Origin of the sequence: Pantoea stewartii (genome assembly GCF_011044475.1) — a bacterium.
In the GTDB taxonomy this organism is placed as follows: domain Bacteria; phylum Pseudomonadota; class Gammaproteobacteria; order Enterobacterales; family Enterobacteriaceae; genus Pantoea; species Pantoea stewartii.
The window spans coordinates 2,115,184-2,135,863 of record NZ_CP049115.1; the positions used below are offsets into that span (position 1 = coordinate 2,115,184).

Sequence of the window (20,680 nt, forward strand, 5' to 3'; positions counted from 1 at the left end):
AATTTAGATTATATGCAAGGTATGGCGCAAGGAAGCCAGTATAATTCAGCCACAGGGATGTTACTATTATAACATTTCACCAAAACACGATGTGACGGCGGGGATTATGCAAGCGAAAACAGCGCATGACTGTTGTGCCATAACGCGTCGGCGATTTCGGCGGGCGGCTCGTCACGCAGTTCACACAACACCTGCCAGACTAAAACGGCGCGCTCGGGCCGGTTTGGCTGGCCCTGGTAGCCGTTCAGCGGCATATCAGGCGCATCGGTTTCCAGCAGCAGCGACGAGAGCGGTAAACGGGCAATCGTCTGCCGGGTTTTACTGGCGCGGGGATACGTAATCGTGCCGCCTACGCCAATCGCATAGCCGAGCTTAATAAACGCCTGCGCCTGCTGCAGGCTACCGGCAAAACCGTGTACGACGCCGCGCCGTGGCACAGCCTGCCGACGCAGATGCAGTGCCAGCTGATCGTGCGTGCGGCGCGAATGCAGGATCACCGGCAGATCGTAACGTTTCGCCAGCTTCAGTTGCGCATCCAGGAAAAAGGTTTGCTTATCAAACTGCGGATCGTCCCGATACAGATCCAGGCCGATCTCACCGAGGGCCACCAGCTTTGGGGGCCGCTGTTGTAACAGGCTTTCAAGCTGAGCGAGGTGCTGCTCCTCGTGCTGCTCCGTCACAATCGGATGCAGGCCGAGTGCGGCATATAACGCGCGGTGCTGCCGGGCTAACTGGCAAACAAGGTCAAAGCGCCCTGCCTCGACCGATGGCACAATAATTTTTACTACGCCCGCGTCCGCAGCCTGGCGCAGACTGACGTCGGCCGCGTCCACAAACGGCGGAAAATCAAAGTGACAGTGGGTATCAACGAACCTCATGTCATCGAACCCTCGCCATAAGTGCCATCGTTGCCGGTCAGCGGGATGACCGGAGCGATATCCCCCGGCTCATTTGCCACCGGCGCAGAAGGGACCACAATATCCAGCCCTGTGTGGGGCTCGGCATCGCTCAGCCATTGCCCCAGCGTGGCAATAAAGTAGCGACCACAGCGGCGCCCCAGATGGTAATCCTGATTCAACGCGGCAATACGACTGCCCAGTGCGTTACTGGCTAACACGCGCGGCGGGAAGATTTCGATGATACGTAAATCACCCGGCGGCTTTTCAATAAACTGCTGGGTTTCGCGATAGGTCTGCTCGTGATGGTGCAGAATCTTGATCATTGGCTGCAGCGCCCCGCCGCTGAACCAGCGTTCCATACGGGTCACCCAACGGGGCACATCGAACATCTGCGACGGCACGGTACGGATGACCACAATGGTATCGGCCCCACGTTTTGCCGCTTCGCGCACGGGAATCGCATCGCTGACGCCGCCATCCAGATAGCTTATGCCCTCCAGATCCACGCCCAGACGGTAAAAGCCCGGAATGGCGCTGGAAGCCTTAATAATATCCAGCCAGTTACTGGCTGTGGGGGCAAAGTAACTGGGGGCATAATCATCACTGCGACAGGCGCACATGTAAAATTGCCGCCCCGAAGCAAACAAGGTTTCGGCGCTGGTCATGGCCAGCGGAAATTCGCTGCGGGTGATATCAATTAACCAGTCGAGATCGATAAGATTACCGCCGCGCAGGAAACGCACGGGGTCAAAGAACAGCTTACTGGTGGTATAGCGGGTAATCACCCGACGTGCATAGCCCGGTTGGCCGCAGACATAAGCGGAAAGGTTCTGCGCACCAGCAGAAGAGCCTAACAGCAACTGAAAGGGATTGAATTTTGCCCGCTGGAACTCATCCAGAACGCCTGCTGTGAAAATGCCGCGCTGGCCGCCGCCCTCGCACACTAAGGCAATCTTGTTGGCTTTAAACGGTGTGAGTGCAAGGGGTTCAATGGCCCCGAGCGTCACGGGAATACGTATACCCAATGTACCGACCTCAGAGTGGGATCCCGAAATACGAATGAAGAGAATGCAGGGAGTTAATTGTGGGTCGATACTAGCACGGAGAACCAGCCAGAGTGTCCATTAATTGTGCTATTAGCGTTGCGCTTTTTAACACTTCGTTGCGAATATGAAGCATCCTTTGCTTCACACTACCTTTCGCGACAAATAACTGGTCTCCGTTTAACGCTGACTATGCCAGCGTTAACCTGTCTGGGTCATCGCTATAGCTTTTTACGGCCAGTAAACAAGCTGATGAGGAACAGAATAATACCCACCACGAACACGACTTTCGCTGCCCATGCTGCGGTACCGGCCAGGCCACCAAAACCTAATGCAGCGGCGATCAGTGCAATCACCAGAAAAATAATGCCCCAACGAAACATAAGCCTCTCCTTAACCATTTTTAATATTGAACTGCTTGTTTCATCCCAGGATGGGTATTCTTATTTGTGCGGCCCGGACAGAGGCCGCACGGAGTCATGTTAAGACTTGACCTTCAGGTCGTTTTTAACACTTTTTACGCCTTCGATAGCTTTCGCGATGCTCTCGGCACGATCGGACTGCGCCTGGTTCGCCACTTCACCTGAGAGCTGTACCACACCGTCGGTGGTTTCAACTTTCACGTTACGTGAAGGAACCTTGTCATCTGCTAATAGCTTAGCTTTAATTTCGCTGGTTGTAGCAGCGTCACCGGCATAACCTTTCATGGACTGCTTTTTCACGTCTTTTACGTGCAGCTTGTCACTAACGGATTTCACGCCTTCCACTTTCTTCACCACGGCCACGGCTTTTTCCGCCTGGTCTTGTGAAGTCACGAAACCGCTCAGCGTCACCACGCCGTTGTGGGTTTTGACCGAAATATCGGTGCTCTTAATCGAGTCGTCATCCACCAGCGCCGCTTTCGCTTTCGCGGTCACCGCGCTGTCGTCCATAAAGCCACCGACTTTCTTCATTGAGCTGTCGATTTTCGCGCCCGCGCTGTCAGCGGTTTGTGACGCTTTCTGAGACGCGGACTCTTCTGCAAAGACGTTTCCGCTTAACAGTGCGGTACCTACCATTGCAGCCATTAATGTTTTAGTAAGCTTAGTTGTGTGCATCGATATCATCCTTCTATCTGTTAATTCGCCCCAGACTGTGGGCGCAAGAGCAGCAAACAACGCTACTGCGGCACAGGACGCATGGAGAAATAAGTCTCTTTAACCGTCCGATGAAATAAGGATAGTCGGGATTTGGCACTTTGCTCGGGTAACTGGTTGATCGTGCGTCAAAAGCGAGGAAAAAGCGTGTTTTAGGAGGGTTCTGTATCGTGGGAAACCGGGCCATTCCCAGGGAGAATGGCCCGGAAAACGCGATTAGTGCTCGCGGGTTTTGCGGAAAATGACGTCAGGATAGCGCTCCTGAGTGATGTTCAGGTTCACCATTGTTGGGGCGATATAGGTCAGATTATCGCCGCCATCCAGCGCGAGGTTGACCTCGTTTTTACGCTGGAAATCTTCAAATTTTTTGGCGTCTTTGCATTCAACCCAGCGCGCCGTCGACACGTTAATCGCCTCATAGATGGCTTCGACGTTGTATTCGCTCTTCAGGCGCGCCACCACCACGTCAAACTGCAGCACACCGACCGCACCGACAATCAGGTCGTTGTTATGCACCGGGCGGAACACCTGCACTGCCCCCTCTTCCGACAGCTGGACTAATCCTTTCAGCAGCTGTTTCTGCTTAAGCGGATCGCGCAGGCGGATACGGCGGAACAGTTCGGGGGCGAAGTTCGGAATCCCGGTAAACTTCATGTTTTCACCCTGCGTAAAGGTGTCGCCGATCTGAATGGTGCCGTGGTTATGCAGGCCGATAATGTCGCCCGGATAGGCTTCTTCCACATGCGAACGGTCGCCCGCCATAAAGGTCAACGCATCCGAAATCACTACATCTTTGCCGGTACGGACCTGACGCAGCTTCATGCCTTTTTCATAACGCCCCGACACGACGCGCATAAAGGCCACGCGGTCACGGTGTTTCGGGTCCATGTTGGCCTGAATTTTAAACACGAAGCCCGTGAATTTCTCTTCTTTGGCTTCAACGGTGCGGGTATCGGTCTGGCGCGGCATAGGGCGCGGCGCCCACGCCACCAGGCCATCCAGCATATGATCTACGCCGAAGTTACCCAGTGCGGTTCCGAAGAACACCGGCGACAGCTGACCGCTGAGAAACGCGTCCAGTTCAAATTCGTGTGATGCGCCCTGCACCAGCTCCAGCTCGTCACGCAGCTGCGAGGCCAGCTCTTCCCCGACGGCCGCATCGAGGTCAGGGTTGTTCAGGCCCTTAACGATGCGGACTTCCTGAATCGTGTGACCTTTACCGGTCTGATACAGGTAGGTTTCGTCCTTGTAGAGATGGTAAACGCCTTTAAACAGCTTGCCGCAGCCAATCGGCCAGGTGATGGGCGCGCAGGCAATTTTTAGCTCACTTTCCACTTCATCCAGCAACTCCATCGGATCGCGGATATCACGGTCAAGTTTGTTCATAAAGGTCAGGATCGGCGTATCGCGCAGACGGGTTACTTCCATCAGCTTACGGGTACGATCCTCGACGCCTTTCGCCGCATCGATCACCATCAGGCAGCAGTCGACCGCCGTCAGCGTACGATAGGTATCCTCGGAGAAGTCTTCGTGCCCCGGTGTATCCAGCAGGTTTACCAGGCTGTCACGATAGGGAAACTGCATAACGGAGGTAGTAATCGAAATACCACGCTGCTTTTCCATCTCCATCCAGTCGGATTTTGCGTGCTGGTTAGAGCCACGGCCTTTTACCGTACCGGCGGTCTGGATAGCCTGTCCGAACAGCAGAACTTTTTCGGTGATGGTGGTTTTACCGGCATCCGGGTGCGAGATAATCGCGAAGGTGCGGCGGCGTGCCACCTCTTCTAAAAAGGGATTAGACATGAGTGAATTCTTCTCAACGTAGCCACGCACTCTCAGGCGCAGCAGATAAATCACGGTGGCCGGCAGAATTTTACCGGCGAGTAAACGGTGCCAGATGCGACTTTCTGTCGTCGCGGGATGAGCGCAAAGTTACATTGGCGTGATTCCGGTTACCTGGTCAACTTTAAGGCGGCATAGCATACAATATTTTGCGCTATTGGCCTACAGCGGACGGAAGAGAAAGTCGCGCCACCGGCAAACAGCGGGTCACCGTGCAGCAGATGGCTGCTGGTGAAGCCAACGCGGGGGAAATGACGCCGGGTTTTCTCCCGTCTTTACGGTATTCATCCCGCCGCCTCGCCAGCGGGTTAATCCACCAGCTCAATGCCCAGACTTTCCAGCAGGCAAACCGCCTCCAGCCGCGAAAAGCGGGCTTTTTCGACTGTGTTGTTAAAGATGTTGATGGCGTAATGCCAGGATTCCGTCAGATCGGCCCCGCGCAGCACGGTGTGATGAAACAGGCTGCTCGTCATGTCACACTCGGTCAGCGCGGCACCCGTTAAATCGCACTCTCTGAAATCCACCTCGATCAGTTTGCATCCTTCCATTTTCACGCCGTGTAGCCGCAGACCAAAAAACGATCCGCTGGTCAGGATACACGTTGAAAAGTGCAATTCATGGTCCAGGTAAAAATCAGGCCACCAGGCTTTCGTCCAGTCCATGCCGGTCAGCTTGCAGTCGTTAAAGTGAACGCCAAAGAAGCGGGTGCCGGACGGATCGACCAGACTGAGGTTACAGTGCGTAAAGACGCAGTTAATGAATTTACAGGCTGAAAAGCGCGCCGAGGTAAAGTTAACGTGCGTAAATTCACAGTCTTCAAAATGCGCCTGCGTGAGCACCCGTTCGCTGAGATCGCAGGTGGTAAAACACGCATCATAGTATTCAGTGTTGCTTTCCAAAGATTGCATTTTTACGCCATCCTCTTTCGTGCGAAGACACAGGCCCCGCTCCGCATAGTAAACCCCGGCCAGGCACACCAGTGTAATGCTGCTCATGCTTCCTGACGCGATTATGGCCTTACCTTATCACCGGGACGGGAAAAAGCGGTTTCCGGACAGTAGCAGAACGCCGCAGAACGCGGTCCACTGACGGATCCGGGCCGACTGGATAAACCGCCTTCACGCCCGCGCGTCCGGCACAACCTGGCTCAGACACAGGCAGAAAAGCAGACCACAATGATAATCGCTCGCATTCAAGAGTTGAAATAATTCTTTTTAAATCAATCAGATAAAATGGTGTTTTTTTAACAAAACGCTTCACATTTCTTATTAGCCTGATGCATAATTCATCACTTATCACCTGTCTATTTACAATGAAATAAGGACGCGGCCATGCTGACTGCTGAAATGACTGGGCGTTTAAACGACCAGCTGAACCTGGAATTTTTCTCCGCGAATCTCTATTTACAGATGAGTGCGTGGTGCAGCGATAAAGGCTATGAGGGCGCAGCGTCCTTCCTGAAAATGCACTCACGTGAAGAAATGGAACACATGCAGCGCCTGTTTAACTACCTGAGCGATACCGGTGCGATGCCGGTGCTGGGTACCATCGCAGCCCCGCCTGTTGCCTACAATTCACTGAACGAAGTGCTGATTCAGGCGCTGGATCATGAAAAGCTGATCACCAGTAAGATTAACGAGCTGGCCCATGCGGCAATGACCACCCAGGACTATTCGACCTTCAACTTCCTGCAATGGTACGTTGCGGAACAGCATGAAGAAGAGAAGCTGTTTAAAACCGTACTGGACAAACTGGCGATGGTCGGTGAAGGCGGCAATGGCCTGTTCCTGGTAGATAAAGACCTGGGACGCATGAGCACTGAAACGCACTCAGCCTGAATACAAACCGGCCCACGCAGGTGGGCCGGTGGTTATTGTGACAAACCCTACCGGTCTGACACGTTACGGCTTATGCCAGCCGATAGCATGACGTCATTTCACCGTTGATCCACAACGTACGTTTCTCACCCGGCGGTAAGATAACCGTCATTTCCCGCCATGCTGGCAGATAATCCCCGCGCTTCCCGACCGTCAGATCCAGCCGCGACGCGCTACTGGTTAACGTCCAGCTCAGCCAGAGTGCATTGCCCTGGCGCCAGCCGTGCGACTCGCCGTCATCGTCAAACAGCTCACCGTGGGTCGTGGCGTTGCCCGGCGCAGGCCATACCTGCAGTTCACGCACGTTGTCACGTTGCGCATCGGTGGTGGTTTCACACTGGCCAAGCGGAAGCGCGGCACCTGCGCGCACCAGCAGCGGCAGGCGATCCAGCGGTGCATCCAGCGTAACTGTTTGTCCGCCCGCCAGCCAGTTGCCGTTATGCCAGTCATACCAGCCGTGTGGATTCTCGGGCAGATATACGGATCGGGTACGCGCGCCCTGCTCCACAACGCTGGCGACCAGCAGGTCGCGTCCCAGCATAAAGTCATCGCACTCATCATAGGTCCGTGCATCGTTCTCATGGTCCAGGAAAGTCGGACGCAGCATCGGTTCATCGTGCGCGCTGGCCTGCCATGCCAGCGTATACAGATACGGCATCAGCCGGTAACGCAGGCGAATCGCCTCGCGGATCATTGGCGTGGCTTCCGGATACATCCACGGCTCATTCACGGTGTGATCGTCATTCCATGAGTGAATGGTAAAACGCGGATGCATAACACCATTCTGAACCCAGCGCACAAACAGCTCCGGATCCGGTTTATCCCCGGCAAAGCCGCCGACATCGTGCCCCACGTTAAACAATCCTGACAGGCTCATCCCCAGTCCTATGCGGATGTTGTAGCGCAGGGTCTGCCAGTTGGTCCGGTTATCCCCGCTCCAGGTCTGCACATAGCGTTGCATACCGGCACAACCCGAACGGGAAATCAGGTACGGGCGTTTTTCCGGGGCAAAACGCTGTTGGGCTTCCAGCGAGGCGCGCATCATCAGCAACGGCATGACCGGACGAATATGCTTAATGGCAATCGGCTGGCCGAAGCCATGACAGCGCGCTTCGCCGTCCCAGACTTCATATTCATTGTTGTCGTTCCAGGTCGCGTCGATGCCTTTTTTCAGCAACTGCTCCGTGACGTTTTCCTGCCACCACGCCACCGTTTTGGGATGGGTGAAATCCAGATGCGAACCTTCGTCGTCCCAGAACACGGAGCGTTCTGGCTGATCCTGCTCAGAATCACGGATAAACAGTCCCTGAGCCGCCACCTCGTCATAGCGCGGATGATCCTGTAACAGACAGGGTTTGATATTGGCTGCCAGCTTCATCCCTGCATCATGGAACGCGGCGGTCATCGCCTCGGGATTGGGCACTTTGTCGTAGTTCCAGTTAAAGACATAGCGCTTGTTATTAATCGAGGTATAACCGGATGACAGCTGGAACGAATCACAGGGGATCTCATGCTCACGGCACAGCTGGATGAAGGAGAGCAGCTGGTGTTGCGCATCCGGCGCATCGGTGTAGTGCATGGTGGATCCGCTATAGCCCAGGCTCCATTTTGGCTGAAAGAGCGTTCGGCCCGTCAGGCGCACAAACGCCTTGGTCACATCCAGCAGCGTCGGCCCCAGCATCATGTAGTAATCCAGATCGCCCGCCTCTGCACGATAGCGGCGATAAGGCAGATGGTAGTTATCCAGCTCATTGCCCAGATCGAGCCAGCTACTGGAAAGATTATCGTAGAACAGGCCAAAACTGACGCCGTCGCGCTGGGTCAGCGTGAAGGGAATATGTTTATAGAGCGGATCGGTGCTGGCCGCGTTATAGCCCATCGCATCCAGATTACGCATCTCATAGCGGCGATTAACCCGGTTAAGATCCCCGCTCTTTTCGCCCAGGCCATACACCCGATCCTGCGGCTGACGGCGCTGGTAATGTTCAACGCCATCGCCATGCATGTTCAGCAGATAAGCCCCGGTATGACGATCGGCCGCCAGCGGCTGCCACTCTGTGCCATCGAAATGCTCCCAGCTAAGGTACAACGGCGAGTGCACCGTCACGCGCAGCCGGTCGGTGGCCAGGCGAACAAACTGCGCCCCCTGTTCAAAGGTGAATGCGGGCAACGAAAAGCCTTCCAGCGATTCCCGATCGCGCCCCTGCCAGGGCACATCATCCTGAGGCGCAATGCTCCAGGTCCGGTTTAATGCCAGCTCCCCGTCGCGTTTTAATAACACGCGCATCAGCCCGCTTTCCAATACGTAAATACGTAAAAAGTGACGCTGCTCGGTTTTCAGTTCGACGAAGTGCGCTGCCTGCTGATGGAGCGTCCATGTCTTAAGCGTTTTCATCAGGTTATCCTCAATTTTTAGCAATATTCTGGCGGCGTTCGGCGATAAACATCACCAGGAAAACCGCGCCAATCAGGTCAAAGAAACCCATGGCAATAAACAGGGGATTGAAGCCAATCGTGTCGGCGGTGACGCCGATAATCAGCGAGAAGATAAAGCTGGCGATCCAGGCGCAGGATCCGCGCATGCCGTTGACCGTCGCCATCTGACGGCGATCAAAACGCTCCACCACCAGCGCACTCAACATGCAGGAGATCACCTGATGACCGAAGCCACCAATGGAGATCAGCGCGATGGCCAGGTAGGGATCTTTAACCAGCGTCATTAACGCCAGCGAGATCATCAGCACCGCACCGGTGATCGAACTGGCGACGATCGAGTTCACCCGGGTGCAGCCAAACCAGCGCACATAAATTTTGGTCAGATAACCACTGGCCACGCTGCCAATATCTGCCGCCAGGAAGGGCAGCCAGGCAAACATCACGATCTGTTTCAGATCCATGCCGCGTTCATTGGCGAGGTAGAGCGGCACCCAAAAGCTCAGCACGGCCCAGGCGGGTTCGGCTAAAAAGGCCGGAATGGCAATGCCATAGAATTTCTTTTCTTTGCCGATGACTTTCAGCGCGGTAAAGAACGGTAACTTTTCACCGATGACTTCCTTGTCCTGCGTAATAAAATCCCGCTCTTCATCCGACAAACGAGGATGGCGTTCCGGTGAGTGATAACCCCACCACCAGAGCGCGACCCAGATAAGGCCAAGGCCGCCGGTCAGCAGGAACGCGCCCTGCCAGCCAAAGGAGATATGGGCGACATAGATGATGGGCGGTGCCAGCATCGCGCCAATAGAGAACCCCACGCCCGCCCAGCCTGCCGCAACCGGACGTTCCTTTTTCGGAAACCACTCGCCGATGGCCTTGGCGTTGGCCGGCGTCGCCGCCGCTTCGGAGGCACCCATCACAAAGCGCAGCAACGCCAGATGCAGCCAGCTTCCCGCCCCGGCGTGCAGCAGGCAGGTGATCGACCAGATGACGGCGCAAATCAGAAAGCCCATCTTCAGACCGATGACATCGATTAACCAACCGCACACGGGCTGAAACAACGTGTAGGCCAGCTGGAAGGCGGCAACGACCCAGGAATATTGCTCGGTGCTCATATTCAGGGTGTTTTTCAGTTCAGGGGCCAGAATGCCCAGGGAGTTTCGGGTGATGTAGTTCACCGTCACGCCAAGCAGAAACATGCCCAGCATCCACCAGCGCAGATTTTTTATGATCCGCAGCGGGCGCGATGCGCTGCGGGCAGAGGTTGAGTCGAGACTCATGATGACGCTCCTGTAGCCAGTGATTATCACGTTGCCGTGAACAAACTTCTCTCTGCCCCGACCTTAAAAAAGCGCAAAACGTGGGTACAGCCAATTTTTTGCAACTCTTTTCATGGCAAGCTTGCAGCACAACAAAAATGTCCGTTCACACCAGAAAGGACACGATTCAGCACTTTATGAAAAATTTTTCATTTGCAGACTTGAGGGCGATCACAGAATGAAACAAAGCTTAAAAGTGAGCGAAATTGCCGCCCTGAGCGGTGTGTCGGTGAGCACGGTTTCACGCGTTCTGGCCGGCAAAGCCAACATTCGCCCTGCCACGCGCGACAAGGTACTGCGTATTGCCCAACAGCAAGGTGTGCTGGACAACCTGCACCATGGCCGGCTGCTGCTTAATGACCTGATCGTGTTTGCGCCGCCGCGTGCCTTCGATATCCGTACGGATATTTTCTATTACAAGGTGATCCAGGGGATCAGCGAAGCCGTGAAACCGCACGATGTCCGGGTGCGCTACTGCCCGCTGGAAGAAGTCGACAGCGATGCGGCACTGTTTATCGATAAGATGCAGCAGACCGAAGCTGCGCTGGTGATTGGTATTGATGATGAACATATCCATCAGCTGGCCGCTGAAATGCACAAGCCCTGCGTGCTGATTAATGCCCGCGACCGCCGGATGCGCCTGCCGTCGGTCTCCCCCGATCATCATCTGATTGGCGAGTTCTCAGCACGCTATCTGTTTGAACAGGGCCACCGGCAAATCCTGTCGCTGCACTGCCTGCGGCGCTACACGATGGAGCAGCGGCTACAAGGCGTCCGTGATGCCTGGCATGCCATGAATCTGCGCTTCGACAGTCGTCAGCATCTGCTAACGCTGAACAGCTTTAGCAGCAATGACGCCCGCGACCGGCTGAGCGACTACCTGCGCCATTGCCCTCAGGCGCAGCGGCCCACGGCCATTCTGGCCAGCGGCGATTATATTGCCGCCGGGGCGGTTCAGGCGTTACAGCAGGCGGGCCTGCGGGTGCCGGAGGATGTGTCGGTGATGAGCATGGATGGTTTTAACCTGGCGACCGTTCAGGAGATTCCCTTAACCTCGGTACAGGTGCCACGCGATGAGCTGGGCGAAGCCGCGGTGAGAATTCTTCAGTCGCTCCGGTTAGATCCGGATCTTCCTCCGGGTAACCTGCTGCTGAACGGCAAACTGGTGGTGCGCGATTCGGTACGCCGCATCCGGGATAATCCGGGCCATGCGCCGGTCCAGCAGTACGGGCTTTACAGTTGAAGCCGTTTGCTAAAGCGTCAGACAAAACTCTCCCAGCGGGATGACAGCGTGAAGTGACGCTGCCAGCACAGCGTGCTACCCGCACGGGCCATCAACTGCTGACACTGTTCGGGTGCGACAAAGGCGGGGATCACCTGCTCGGCTCCGCAGTGTTTTATCAGGGCCAGTTGATCGTCCAGCGGCGGATGAACGTTCCAGGGCAGCCACTGCGCCAGCCCGTTTTGCAGCATCTCAAAGGCTCGTGTCCCGCGGGCGACGTGGCTACTAAAAATCAGGGTAAACTCAGGGCAGTGGCTCAGCGTGGCCGCCAGACCGCTGTCGGCGACCGCATCGGCAGCCACGATTACGCTGTCAGGTTGCCAGCGTGCCGGTGTCGGCTCGCGCAGCAGCGGCAGTAACGCCAGCGCCGTGGCGGCCGGTAACGTTTTTTGCGCCAGCAACTGGGAGACTTCCTCGCGCACCTGCGGACACAGCCTGACCGGTAATCCCTGGCTGCGCAGTCGCAGGGCCATCTCTGGCCCTCTGCCATGTAACGGTGCCGTGACCACCGCCCCGTGTCGGGCCGCCTGCACCAGCGCGTCGACCTGTTGATGCAGACGCTGATGACGGTCGCCGTAGGACGCATCGGTAATCAGCCAGCGCGCCCGTGGTGGGCGGTCAAACGGTAACAATAATGACTCGCGGCTCCAGTCACCCATATAGGTGATGCCGCCAGCGACAGGCAGATGAAGCCACACGGATCCTGGTGAATGTCCGCTCCGGCCGGTAAACAGATTCAGTGGCCCTACGGCGCACTGGCCCTGTAAAGGCAGCGCATGTCGGCAGCGCGCAGGCACCGGACCGTCGCCCAACTGCTGCCAGGTGATGTCCGTCGCGTAAACCGGTGGCGAGCCCAGTTGCTGCCAGCTGTCCAGCGCCCCGGTATGATCGCGATGAGAATGGGTCAGGCAGATCGCATCAACCTGACCGATGGCGGCCAGATCGGGTCTGACGCCCGGCTCCGGCCCGGCACCCAAGTCCCACAGCAGACGATAGCCCTGAATCTCCAGCAGGAACGCCGCGGGCAATTTGCCGCCCACCCCGCTTACAACGGTCAGGCTTGCCATGGCAATGTACCCTGTGGCAGACGACGCGTTAAACGCGTCGCCAGCAGCATTAAGGTCAGAACCACCAGTATCATCAGGCAACCCACCGCCGCCGCCAGCGGGGCAGATCCGCCTTCATCAAGAAAGATAATCGTGGGACCGAGGGTTTGCGTTTCCGATGTCACCAGCAGAACCGATACCTGAATTTCGTTTAACGCGGTAAGAAACACCAACAGACCGCCTGCCAGTGCGGAAGGTGCGGCCAGCGGCAGTAAGATATCGCGCATACGGCGCATCAGTCCTGCGCCACACAGACGGGCGGCTTCATCAAGCGCAGGTTCGATTTGCGCGAAGCCAGCCAGCACAGGCCGCAACACCAGCGCCAGAAAGTTGGACAGATAGGCGGCCAGAATGATCCAGACCGTGCCATAAATCGACACGTCCAGCAGCGGAAGCGGCGGCAGAAAAAACAGGATTGCCGCCACGCCGGTGACAATACCGGGCAGCGCATAGGTCAGCTCGCTGGCGAACCACAGGCCGCGAACCAGTCGGGTACGCTGCCAGCTCAGAAAAAAAGCCAGAAACAGCGCCATGGCGGTCAGGATCAGCGTCGCCAGCCCGGTCAGCCACAGGCTGGTTGCAAAAGCATGGCGGATGGCGGGATAGCCCCACAGCGCCTGAAAAAAGTTTTCCAGCGTCAGGGTTTGCCACGTCAGAGCCTGTCCAAAACCCCGCGTCAACGCGCTGGTCAGCAACGCACTGACGGGCAGGATAAGCGTTGCGACCATCCACAGCCAGGCCAGAATTTCTGTCGGCAAACGTGCGCCCTGTAGCGGTTGTCGCCACGCCTGCGGGGATCCACTGACGCGGACATCGCGCCGTCCGCCCAGCCAGCCGCTCAGCAACATGCCCGACAGGCTAATCAGCGCCATCAGCAACGAATAGACAGCCGTGTCCGGCAACGCACCCGGACCTGTCGCGTTAAGCTGTTGATAGACCAGGGTGATAAGCGTCGGCAGGCGCGCCGGAATGCCCAGCATGGCCTGAATACCAAAATTGCCGACGGCCGCGACAAAGGCCAGCGCGGCGCCGGCAAACAGGGCCGGACGCGCCAGCGGCAAAATGATGGTGCGAAGAATCTGCCCATGTGACGCGCCACTGATACGCGCCGCTTCCACCAGTTCGGCGGGTAAACGCCGCAGACCGGCCCGTACCGTCAGAAACACCAGCGGCGCGCTGTGCAGGCCCAGCAGCAGTACGATGCCGCCCCATGAAAAGAGCGGCTGATCGCCCGGCGCGAACCAGGGTAAACCCAGTAACTGAAACAGTGAGGCCAGCAGGCTACCCGGTGCCCGCGCCTGCAGCCAGGCCAGCGCGGTCACCTGGGGCGGAATCATCAAGGGCAAAATAAACGCAAAAACCCAGGCTGCTTTGGCGCGCATATCGCTGAGCGCGACCAGCCAGGCAGCGAGCGTGCCCAGCAGCAGCGACAACAGTGTGGCACAAAGCCCGATACTCAAGGTATTGAGCGTTGCACTGAGGACCCGCCGACTGACCAGCAACTGCGCCAGCCGCGTCAGATCGGGGACGCCCTGCGGCGCTACCGCCGTCCAGATAAGCCGGGCAAAAGGCGCCACCGACAGCAGCCCAATCATCAACACCAGCACGCCCAGCACCCACGGCTCGGCGCGAAAACGCCCGCGTGTAAGATGCCAGCAGCGAGGCTGACTGTCGTGACTCAGCACGCTCATGCTCAGCCTCCGAACAGTGCGGTAAACTGCGCCCGCACCTGCGCATCATCCGCAACCGCCTTTTCCACGTCCGGCGTCAGCAGTTTGATCTGCGCAACCGGAGCAAAGCCTTCCGGCGCGGCTACGCGATCGTCAACCGGCCGGTTGCCCTGATCGGCCACCAGTTTCTGGCCCTGCTCTGACAGTAAAAAATTCACAAAGGCTTTCGCAGCGGGCAGGTTGTGGACGGATTTCAGAATGGCAACCGGTTCGGTGACGTAAGACACGCCCTCTTTGGGATACACCAGATCGATCGGCGATCCTTGCTTTTTCGCCCGGATAATATCGGCATCGGTGATCACGCCATATTTATCCATCCCGCTCGCCACGGCTTTCAGTGCTGGCCCGTTGCCTCCCTGCGGCGCGATGCCCAGCGCCGCCAGCTGTTTATAGAAGTTCCAGCCGATGTCAGGCGTGGCGATGTCGGTATGCAGTTTGTACAAGGCCGCCCCGGAATAGAGCGGACTCGGCATCGCGATTTGCCCTTTGTTATCGGCGTTGAGCAATGCGTTCCAGCTGTTGACCGGTTTGGCCCGTTGCGTGTTGTAGGCAATGACCATGGCAATGATCTTGGTGCCAAAAAAGGTCTTGTCACGATCGTAGAAGGACGGCTTCAGGTGTGCAACGGGGGCGTCCTGATAGGCATAGAGCTGCTGCTCTTTCTTCAGCGCGCCGAGATTAATGGCATCCGCGACCAGCAGCACATCAGGCTTGACTCTGCCGTTCATCATTTCCGTATGCAGCACGTTCATTAACTGCGTGGTGCCGTTGCGCGTCCACTCTACCTGAATATCGGGATAGGCCGCTTTGAACGCATCCATCGTTTGCTGTGCAATTTCCGGTGCCTGTGAGGTGTACACCACCAGTTTACCGGTGGGCTGGTCTGCCGCCTGCGCCAGCGCTGAGCCTGCCAGCAATACGGTAAACAGCAGCGAGGTCACCGAAGTGAAAATAGCCTTTTTCATACTGTCTGAAGTCCTTTATGCGGGGAGAATCCAGCCGTCAGTCACGATAATGCCGACGGTATCGTCAACCGTAAGCGCAGAAACGTCGTCGAGGGCCAGGGTAAAAGACACATCAGGCGCTGCCGAGGGGGACAGATGGACGTCGTAATGACCGCCACGGTAGACCAGACGTGTGATCTGCGCGGCAAAATGCCCGGTTTCGCCCTGGGCCAGGCGGAAACTGGCGCGATGGAAACTGGCTTTGCCATAAGGTAAGGCTGTCTGCTGCGCGGCACAACGCAGCCGTAGTCGCGTACCGCAGAGCATGACCGATGCCACGCCCTGCCCCAGGGGTTCAATATCCTGTACCGGTAGCACACGTCCTTCATCGATAAAGGTGGCAACCATCTCGTTGGCCGGTTCGCGCCACAAGGTTTGTGGCGAGGCAAACTGCATCACCTGACCCCCCTCCATCACCACAATACGATCGGCCAGTGCCATGGCCTCACGCTGATCGTGGGTGATGTAAATCAGCGTCGCGCCGCTGTGACGATGAAAACGGCGAAATTCGTCTTCCATCGCCGCGCGCAGATGTACGTCAAGGTTAGCCAGGGGTTCATCAAGCAGCACCAGCCGTGGCCTGGCCACCAGACAACGCGCCAGCGCCACGCGCTGACGCTGGCCCCCGGAGAGATCGGCCGGGTGCCTATGGGCAAACGCCAGCAGATCGACCAGCGTCAAGGCCTGCCGGATGCGATCCGCCCGTTCAGTTCGGTTTACGCCGGTGACTTTCAGGCTGTAGCCCACGTTTTCGGCCACCGTCATGTGCGGCCACAGCGCGTAGTTTTGAAACACCACGCCAAGATCGCGACGTTCCGGAGGCAGGTGAAAATCCGAAGCAGCAAACACGGTGTCGTCTACCCGAATCTCGCCGCGATCCAGGGTTTCGAATCCGGCGATCAGGCGTAGCAAGGTTGTCTTGCCGCAGCCGGACGGACCCAGCACGGCGACAAATTCGCCCTGTTGGATCTTCAGCGTTACGTCATGGATAACCGGCTGCGCCGCGAAGGCCTTATGCAGACCGGTGAGAGAGAGTGCGGCCATATCTACTGTGCCTTTGCCATAAACGTCCTGCGTTAAACGTTACGACACGTTGATGACAGCACCGTGACATCCCGCTACTTCGGCAGATGCACCGCCACGTAACGTTCATAGCGCGACGGCTTGATTTTGGTGAGATCCGCCAGCACCAGCCCATCGATACAGTTGTTAAAATCGGGATCGCTACCGAAATCAATAAACTGCACGCCGCCCGGCTCGTACACTTCGCAGTACTGTTTGTACAGGGTCGGAATCGCAGCGCCAAGGTTACTGAGCAGTTGTTTCAGCCGCTGCAGATCCTCTTTGTAATCATTACCGCTGAACTGTGCCAGCACGTCAGGCAGCGAGGCCGGATACGGGCAGCGTGAGGTAGCCAGCGGAAAATCTGTGGGGAAGTAGATGCGGTAGAACGCCACCAGCAAATCACGCGCCGCCAGCGGCATGGTGCCTGAAATCGAGACCGGCCCGAACAGATAGCGTACTTCGGGATATTTGGCGACATAGGCACCAATGCCGAGCCAGAGGTAATCCAGTCCACGTTTGCCCCAATAGGCTGGCTGAATAAAGCTACGGCCCAGCTCGATGCCCTGGCGCAGGATTGGGATCATCCGTTCATCGTAATGGAACAGGCTGTGGCTGTAGAGACCTTCCATTCCGCGCCGTTCCAGCTGTTCGCCACCCGGAATAAACCGGTAGGCACCGACGATTTCCAGTTCGGCGTCATCCCACAGAATCAGGTGATAATAGTCATCATCGTAGCTGTCCAGGTCACGACGACGTCCGCTGCCCTCGCCCACGGCGCGAAACGCAATTTCACGCAACCGGCCCAGCTCGCGCAGGATTGGCACCCAGGTTGCGCCGTTGCGTCGCCACAGATAGATCTGCTTACCGTCGGTGGTCGTTCCCAGCAGCTCGCTTTGCAGTAGCGCTTTCTTCAGTTCAGCGCGGTCTTCCGCCAGGGCGATAGCGGATTCGGTCTGGAAGAGCCCCTTTTTCCCCTGCCCCAGGCGATAGACATGTTTACGCACACGTTTTGCCAGCTCTTTGCCTGGCGTGTGACCATCGTGCCAGTGCGCGAACGGAATCTGTGCTCCAATGCGCAGTTTGATGCGCATGCCGCGCTGCTTAAACATTTCACGCACCAGCATCAGCATCGCCACCGGTGGGGCGACTTTGGCGGTGGTGTAAAACAGGGAGCTGTTACGCCCTTCAACGTGCACCGGTACCAGCGGTGCGCGGGCTTTCGCGGCAAGGCGCAGGAAACTGTGATGCCATTCACGGTCGCGAACGCCCGCGCTGGTGAGACGGGAAACTTCCCCGGCAGGGAAAATAATCAGTACGCCCTGATTATTGAGGTGCTGCTGCATGTGTTGCAGTTGCTGGCGGCTGGTACGGTTACCGATGTTGTCGACAGGCAACATCAGACTGTTGAGCGGCTCCAGTAACATAATCAACCGGTTTGCCACGATTTTGACATCACGGCGCACCTGGGAGATCGCATGCAGGAGTGCCATGCCATCAATCGTGCCCAGCGGATGGTTCGCCACTACCACGACCGGGCCGCGCGGCGGAATTTGTTCCAGATCGCGCTCGCTGAGTTCGCAGCGTACATCAAGGTGTTCCAGTACCTGCTCCACCATATCCAGCCCTTTCAGGTGGGGATAGCGCGCGGCAAAGCGCTGGAATTCATCTTCACGCAACACCCACTTCAGCATCCGTTTCTGCCAGTTGGCAGGACGCTGGTTAGGCCAGAAACTCTCAATAACCTGATCGACTGAAAACATAGTTAACCTTTCGTGCCTGTCCCAGAGATACAGCGAAAGTAAGTCGCGATGTTTGCACTTTTATGAATCGGGACAAATCGAAGGGCAAAATTGTCAGCACAGTCTGCTGAGAACGCATGAAAACACGGATTTTATTTACTAAAAACAGCAGGTTAATAAAGACAATTTCGCCAGAGCGAAACGCGGCGTAAAGGGGGAAAAGTCGGCTATGACGTGGCAGTCACTTGCCCTTGCCGGGAGAAACAAGGGGCGGTTGCGCGGCGTAAAAAACGGCAGCGCAACCGTGCAGCGGGTCCCTGCCTTACTGCTGGTGCATGATGGTGGCAACGGGATTCCAGATCTCCGTCATCGCCCCGGCTTTGCCTGTGAAGGGATCGCGTGTTGGCAGGGGCACTTTTTTCACTTTTTCCTGCGACAGTTTGAGCAGACCGATTTCGTCGCGCAGAATCTCGGGCTTCAGGCCCTCGGGATACGCGCCCACGGCCATGAAGTCTTCGCTGGCCGACACCTGACGGTGCCCAACGCCCGCAGGAATCAGGACGGCATCGCCCGCCCGCAGGGTAATCATACGGCCGCTGTCCCCACCAAACAGCACTTCAGCCCAGCCTTCCGCCACACCCAGCAGCTCATGCGTGTTGGGATGATAGTGCATGTAGGGGAAGATCTGATCGCGCCAGTCCGAAGGCCAGCCATTTTTTTCAAACGTCGTCTCAAACCAGCGCGCGATGTCCTCTTCCTCTTCAGGCACAACGCGCGGCCAGATGATGAGCGGCAACGGATTATTGGGCACGCCAGCAGACGGGCTGGCGAACATCAAATGTTGCGGGTTATTCGATGCACCAGCTGAAAATGTCCCTGCGGCGAAAGACATCAGCAACATCAGACTGGAAGTTTGGGCAGTCATACAATGTCTCCTTTTTTCTATAGTGTGACAAAGGTCGCAGGTGATGTAACGTGCGCCATGCATCACAATTTACACAATCATCCAAACTCGCTAACCAAAGCCAAATTAATTGTTAACAATTCCACCTTAAGTCGGTAAGGCTTTGTATCGTGGCAGGATTAATCTGTAAAACGCGCAACACAATGCGCCCGTCGCTGAGCAGGCCGGGAAAACCTGCCAGGGCAACCGGCCATGCAGCCTGTTTATATCAGGAAGGGATGAGCGAAAACAGGCTGACCGCGCAGCCTTCTTCTGTCAGATGAGACGGGATTATTCGCCCGTGCTGGCACTGGACTGTCAGGGCCTGTGGGGGAAAATCCGCCTGCAGGCCCTGAATCAGTACACAATACCGGGTGGGTTAATCGTGGAATGGGTGATCGCCTCATCCTGCTCACCCCAGCGTTGCAAAACCTGCTGATATTGTCCGCCTGCAATCGTGCCATCGAGTGCAGTTTGCAGCGCCGCCGCCAGGCCATTGCCCTTTTTCGTGGTGACGGCAACCCAGGCGCGAAACGGCCCCTGGCCCACCAGTTTCGTCTGGCCCCGTGAGGCGACTTTCCAGGCCGCCACAGAATGTGGACCAAACATCACATCGGCCCGCCCAGATAGCAGATACAGCGTGGCTGAAGCATCATCGGTCAGATAGATCGGCGTAACCGGCGGCAAGCCCTTCGCCCGATTCTGTGCGTCCCAGTTCAGCAGAATGCGTTCCTGATTGGTCCCCGAGGCCACGATGATACGTTTCCCTGCCACGTCCGCCGGTGAGGTGATCGCGCGGAGGGGACTGTCAGCTTTGACCGAAAAGGCATGGTTATCGGCACGATAGGTCGCGAAATCAAATTTCTGCTTTCGCTCTTCGGTTACTGCGATGTTAAACATGGCTACGTCATAGCGGCCTGCGCGAATGCCCAGGGGCCAGTCCTCCCAGGAGGCCGGCACCAGTTTCAGTTTGAGTCCCAGGCTGTCTGCCAGCAGGCGGGCAATGTCCGGATCGCTGCCAATGCGCGTCACGTTATCCGACGCCAGCAGCGCCAGCGGCGGTGAGTGGATAGCCGAGGTGGCGACGGTCAAGGTGCCCGGCTTCACAAACGGAAAATTCGCCGGGATTTTTCTCACCGCTTCCGGGTTCACGGGCGCATGAATGGGCTGTTCATTCTGGGCGGCATCCCGTCTTTCTTCGGCGCATACTGCACCGCTCACCAACACCGCTAACAGCGTGAGAGACGCGTATTTCATATCGG

The 20,680-nt window shown here is 56.9% G+C and carries 17 protein-coding genes; 2 read left to right on the plus strand and 15 right to left on the minus strand.

Translation table 11 applies throughout. The features are described 5' to 3' along the window. Nucleotides 1–104: 104 nt before the first annotated feature. From G5574_RS09985 to G5574_RS10010, 6 genes are all read right to left on the minus strand, one after another. Nucleotides 105–878, minus strand: a complete 774-nt coding sequence (locus G5574_RS09985) for a TatD family hydrolase (RefSeq protein WP_164482562.1) — start codon at nucleotides 876–878, stop codon at nucleotides 105–107. Beyond that, complete coding sequence (locus tag G5574_RS09990; protein ID WP_164482563.1) at nucleotides 875–1,924, minus strand: patatin-like phospholipase family protein; 1,050 nt, start codon at nucleotides 1,922–1,924, stop codon at nucleotides 875–877. The genes G5574_RS09985 and G5574_RS09990 overlap by 4 nt, the downstream gene beginning before the upstream one ends. A gap of 239 nt (nucleotides 1,925–2,163) precedes the next feature. Beyond that, entirely contained in the window at nucleotides 2,164–2,325 is a 162-nt protein-coding gene (locus G5574_RS09995; RefSeq protein ID WP_003848537.1) for a DUF1328 domain-containing protein, read from the minus strand. A gap of 99 nt (nucleotides 2,326–2,424) precedes the next feature. After that, nucleotides 2,425–3,039: a molecular chaperone OsmY gene (gene osmY, locus G5574_RS10000; protein WP_006117598.1), complete on the minus strand. Its 615-nt coding sequence runs from the start codon at nucleotides 3,037–3,039 to the stop codon at nucleotides 2,425–2,427. Nucleotides 3,040–3,294: 255 nt separating this feature from the next. Further along, nucleotides 3,295–4,881: a peptide chain release factor 3 gene (prfC, locus tag G5574_RS10005; RefSeq protein ID WP_039342235.1), complete on the minus strand. Its 1,587-nt coding sequence runs from the start codon at nucleotides 4,879–4,881 to the stop codon at nucleotides 3,295–3,297. A 347-nt stretch (nucleotides 4,882–5,228) separates the two neighbouring features. Further along, nucleotides 5,229–5,828, minus strand: a complete 600-nt coding sequence (locus tag G5574_RS10010) for a pentapeptide repeat-containing protein (RefSeq protein WP_164483222.1) — start codon at nucleotides 5,826–5,828, stop codon at nucleotides 5,229–5,231. A gap of 423 nt (nucleotides 5,829–6,251) precedes the next feature. On the opposite strand from G5574_RS10010, the gene ftnA reads away from it, so the two are divergent. Continuing rightward, a complete protein-coding gene (ftnA, locus tag G5574_RS10015; protein WP_006117595.1) occupies nucleotides 6,252–6,758 on the plus strand; it encodes a non-heme ferritin in 507 nt (168 codons plus the stop codon). A 70-nt stretch (nucleotides 6,759–6,828) separates the two neighbouring features. On the opposite strand, the gene G5574_RS10020 is transcribed toward ftnA, so the two are convergent. Further along, nucleotides 6,829–9,192: a glycoside hydrolase family 31 protein gene (locus G5574_RS10020; protein WP_164482564.1), complete on the minus strand. Its 2,364-nt coding sequence runs from the start codon at nucleotides 9,190–9,192 to the stop codon at nucleotides 6,829–6,831. A 10-nt stretch (nucleotides 9,193–9,202) separates the two neighbouring features. Next, on the minus strand, nucleotides 9,203–10,510 hold the full coding sequence (locus tag G5574_RS10025; protein WP_033739750.1) for an MFS transporter: 1,308 nt from the start codon (nucleotides 10,508–10,510) through the stop codon (nucleotides 9,203–9,205). Between the two features lie 217 nt (nucleotides 10,511–10,727). Here G5574_RS10025 and G5574_RS10030 point away from each other — a divergent pair, with 217 nt between their 5' ends. After that, a complete protein-coding gene (locus G5574_RS10030; RefSeq protein ID WP_039342364.1) occupies nucleotides 10,728–11,792 on the plus strand; it encodes a LacI family DNA-binding transcriptional regulator in 1,065 nt (354 codons plus the stop codon). 17 nt (nucleotides 11,793–11,809) lie between these two features. Here G5574_RS10030 and G5574_RS10035 read toward each other — a convergent pair whose 3' ends face one another. The 7 genes from G5574_RS10035 to G5574_RS10065 all read right to left on the minus strand — a co-directional run bounded on the left by G5574_RS10035 (nucleotide 11,810) and on the right by G5574_RS10065 (nucleotide 20,675). Beyond that, on the minus strand, nucleotides 11,810–12,898 hold the full coding sequence (locus G5574_RS10035) for an MBL fold metallo-hydrolase (RefSeq protein WP_033739751.1): 1,089 nt from the start codon (nucleotides 12,896–12,898) through the stop codon (nucleotides 11,810–11,812). Next, nucleotides 12,886–14,628 carry an ABC transporter permease gene (locus G5574_RS10040; RefSeq protein ID WP_164482565.1) on the minus strand — a complete coding sequence of 581 codons (1,743 nt, stop codon included), beginning with the start codon at nucleotides 14,626–14,628 and terminating at the stop codon, nucleotides 12,886–12,888. Before G5574_RS10040 ends, G5574_RS10035 begins: the two co-directional genes overlap by 13 nt. A 2-nt stretch (nucleotides 14,629–14,630) precedes the next feature. Continuing rightward, complete coding sequence (locus G5574_RS10045; RefSeq protein ID WP_164482566.1) at nucleotides 14,631–15,632, minus strand: ABC transporter substrate-binding protein; 1,002 nt, start codon at nucleotides 15,630–15,632, stop codon at nucleotides 14,631–14,633. Between the two features lie 15 nt (nucleotides 15,633–15,647). After that, nucleotides 15,648–16,715, minus strand: coding sequence for an ABC transporter ATP-binding protein (locus tag G5574_RS10050; RefSeq protein WP_164482567.1), 1,068 nt, complete (start codon nucleotides 16,713–16,715; stop codon nucleotides 15,648–15,650). Between the two features lie 74 nt (nucleotides 16,716–16,789). Next, on the minus strand, nucleotides 16,790–18,496 hold the full coding sequence (gene olsF / locus G5574_RS10055) for a bifunctional ornithine lipid synthase OlsF (protein ID WP_033739756.1): 1,707 nt from the start codon (nucleotides 18,494–18,496) through the stop codon (nucleotides 16,790–16,792). A gap of 301 nt (nucleotides 18,497–18,797) precedes the next feature. After that, on the minus strand, nucleotides 18,798–19,400 hold the full coding sequence (locus G5574_RS10060) for a cupin domain-containing protein (protein WP_110268393.1): 603 nt from the start codon (nucleotides 19,398–19,400) through the stop codon (nucleotides 18,798–18,800). 375 nt (nucleotides 19,401–19,775) lie between these two features. Then, complete coding sequence (locus G5574_RS10065; RefSeq protein WP_164482568.1) at nucleotides 19,776–20,675, minus strand: ABC transporter substrate-binding protein; 900 nt, start codon at nucleotides 20,673–20,675, stop codon at nucleotides 19,776–19,778. Nucleotides 20,676–20,680: the final 5 nt, after the last annotated feature.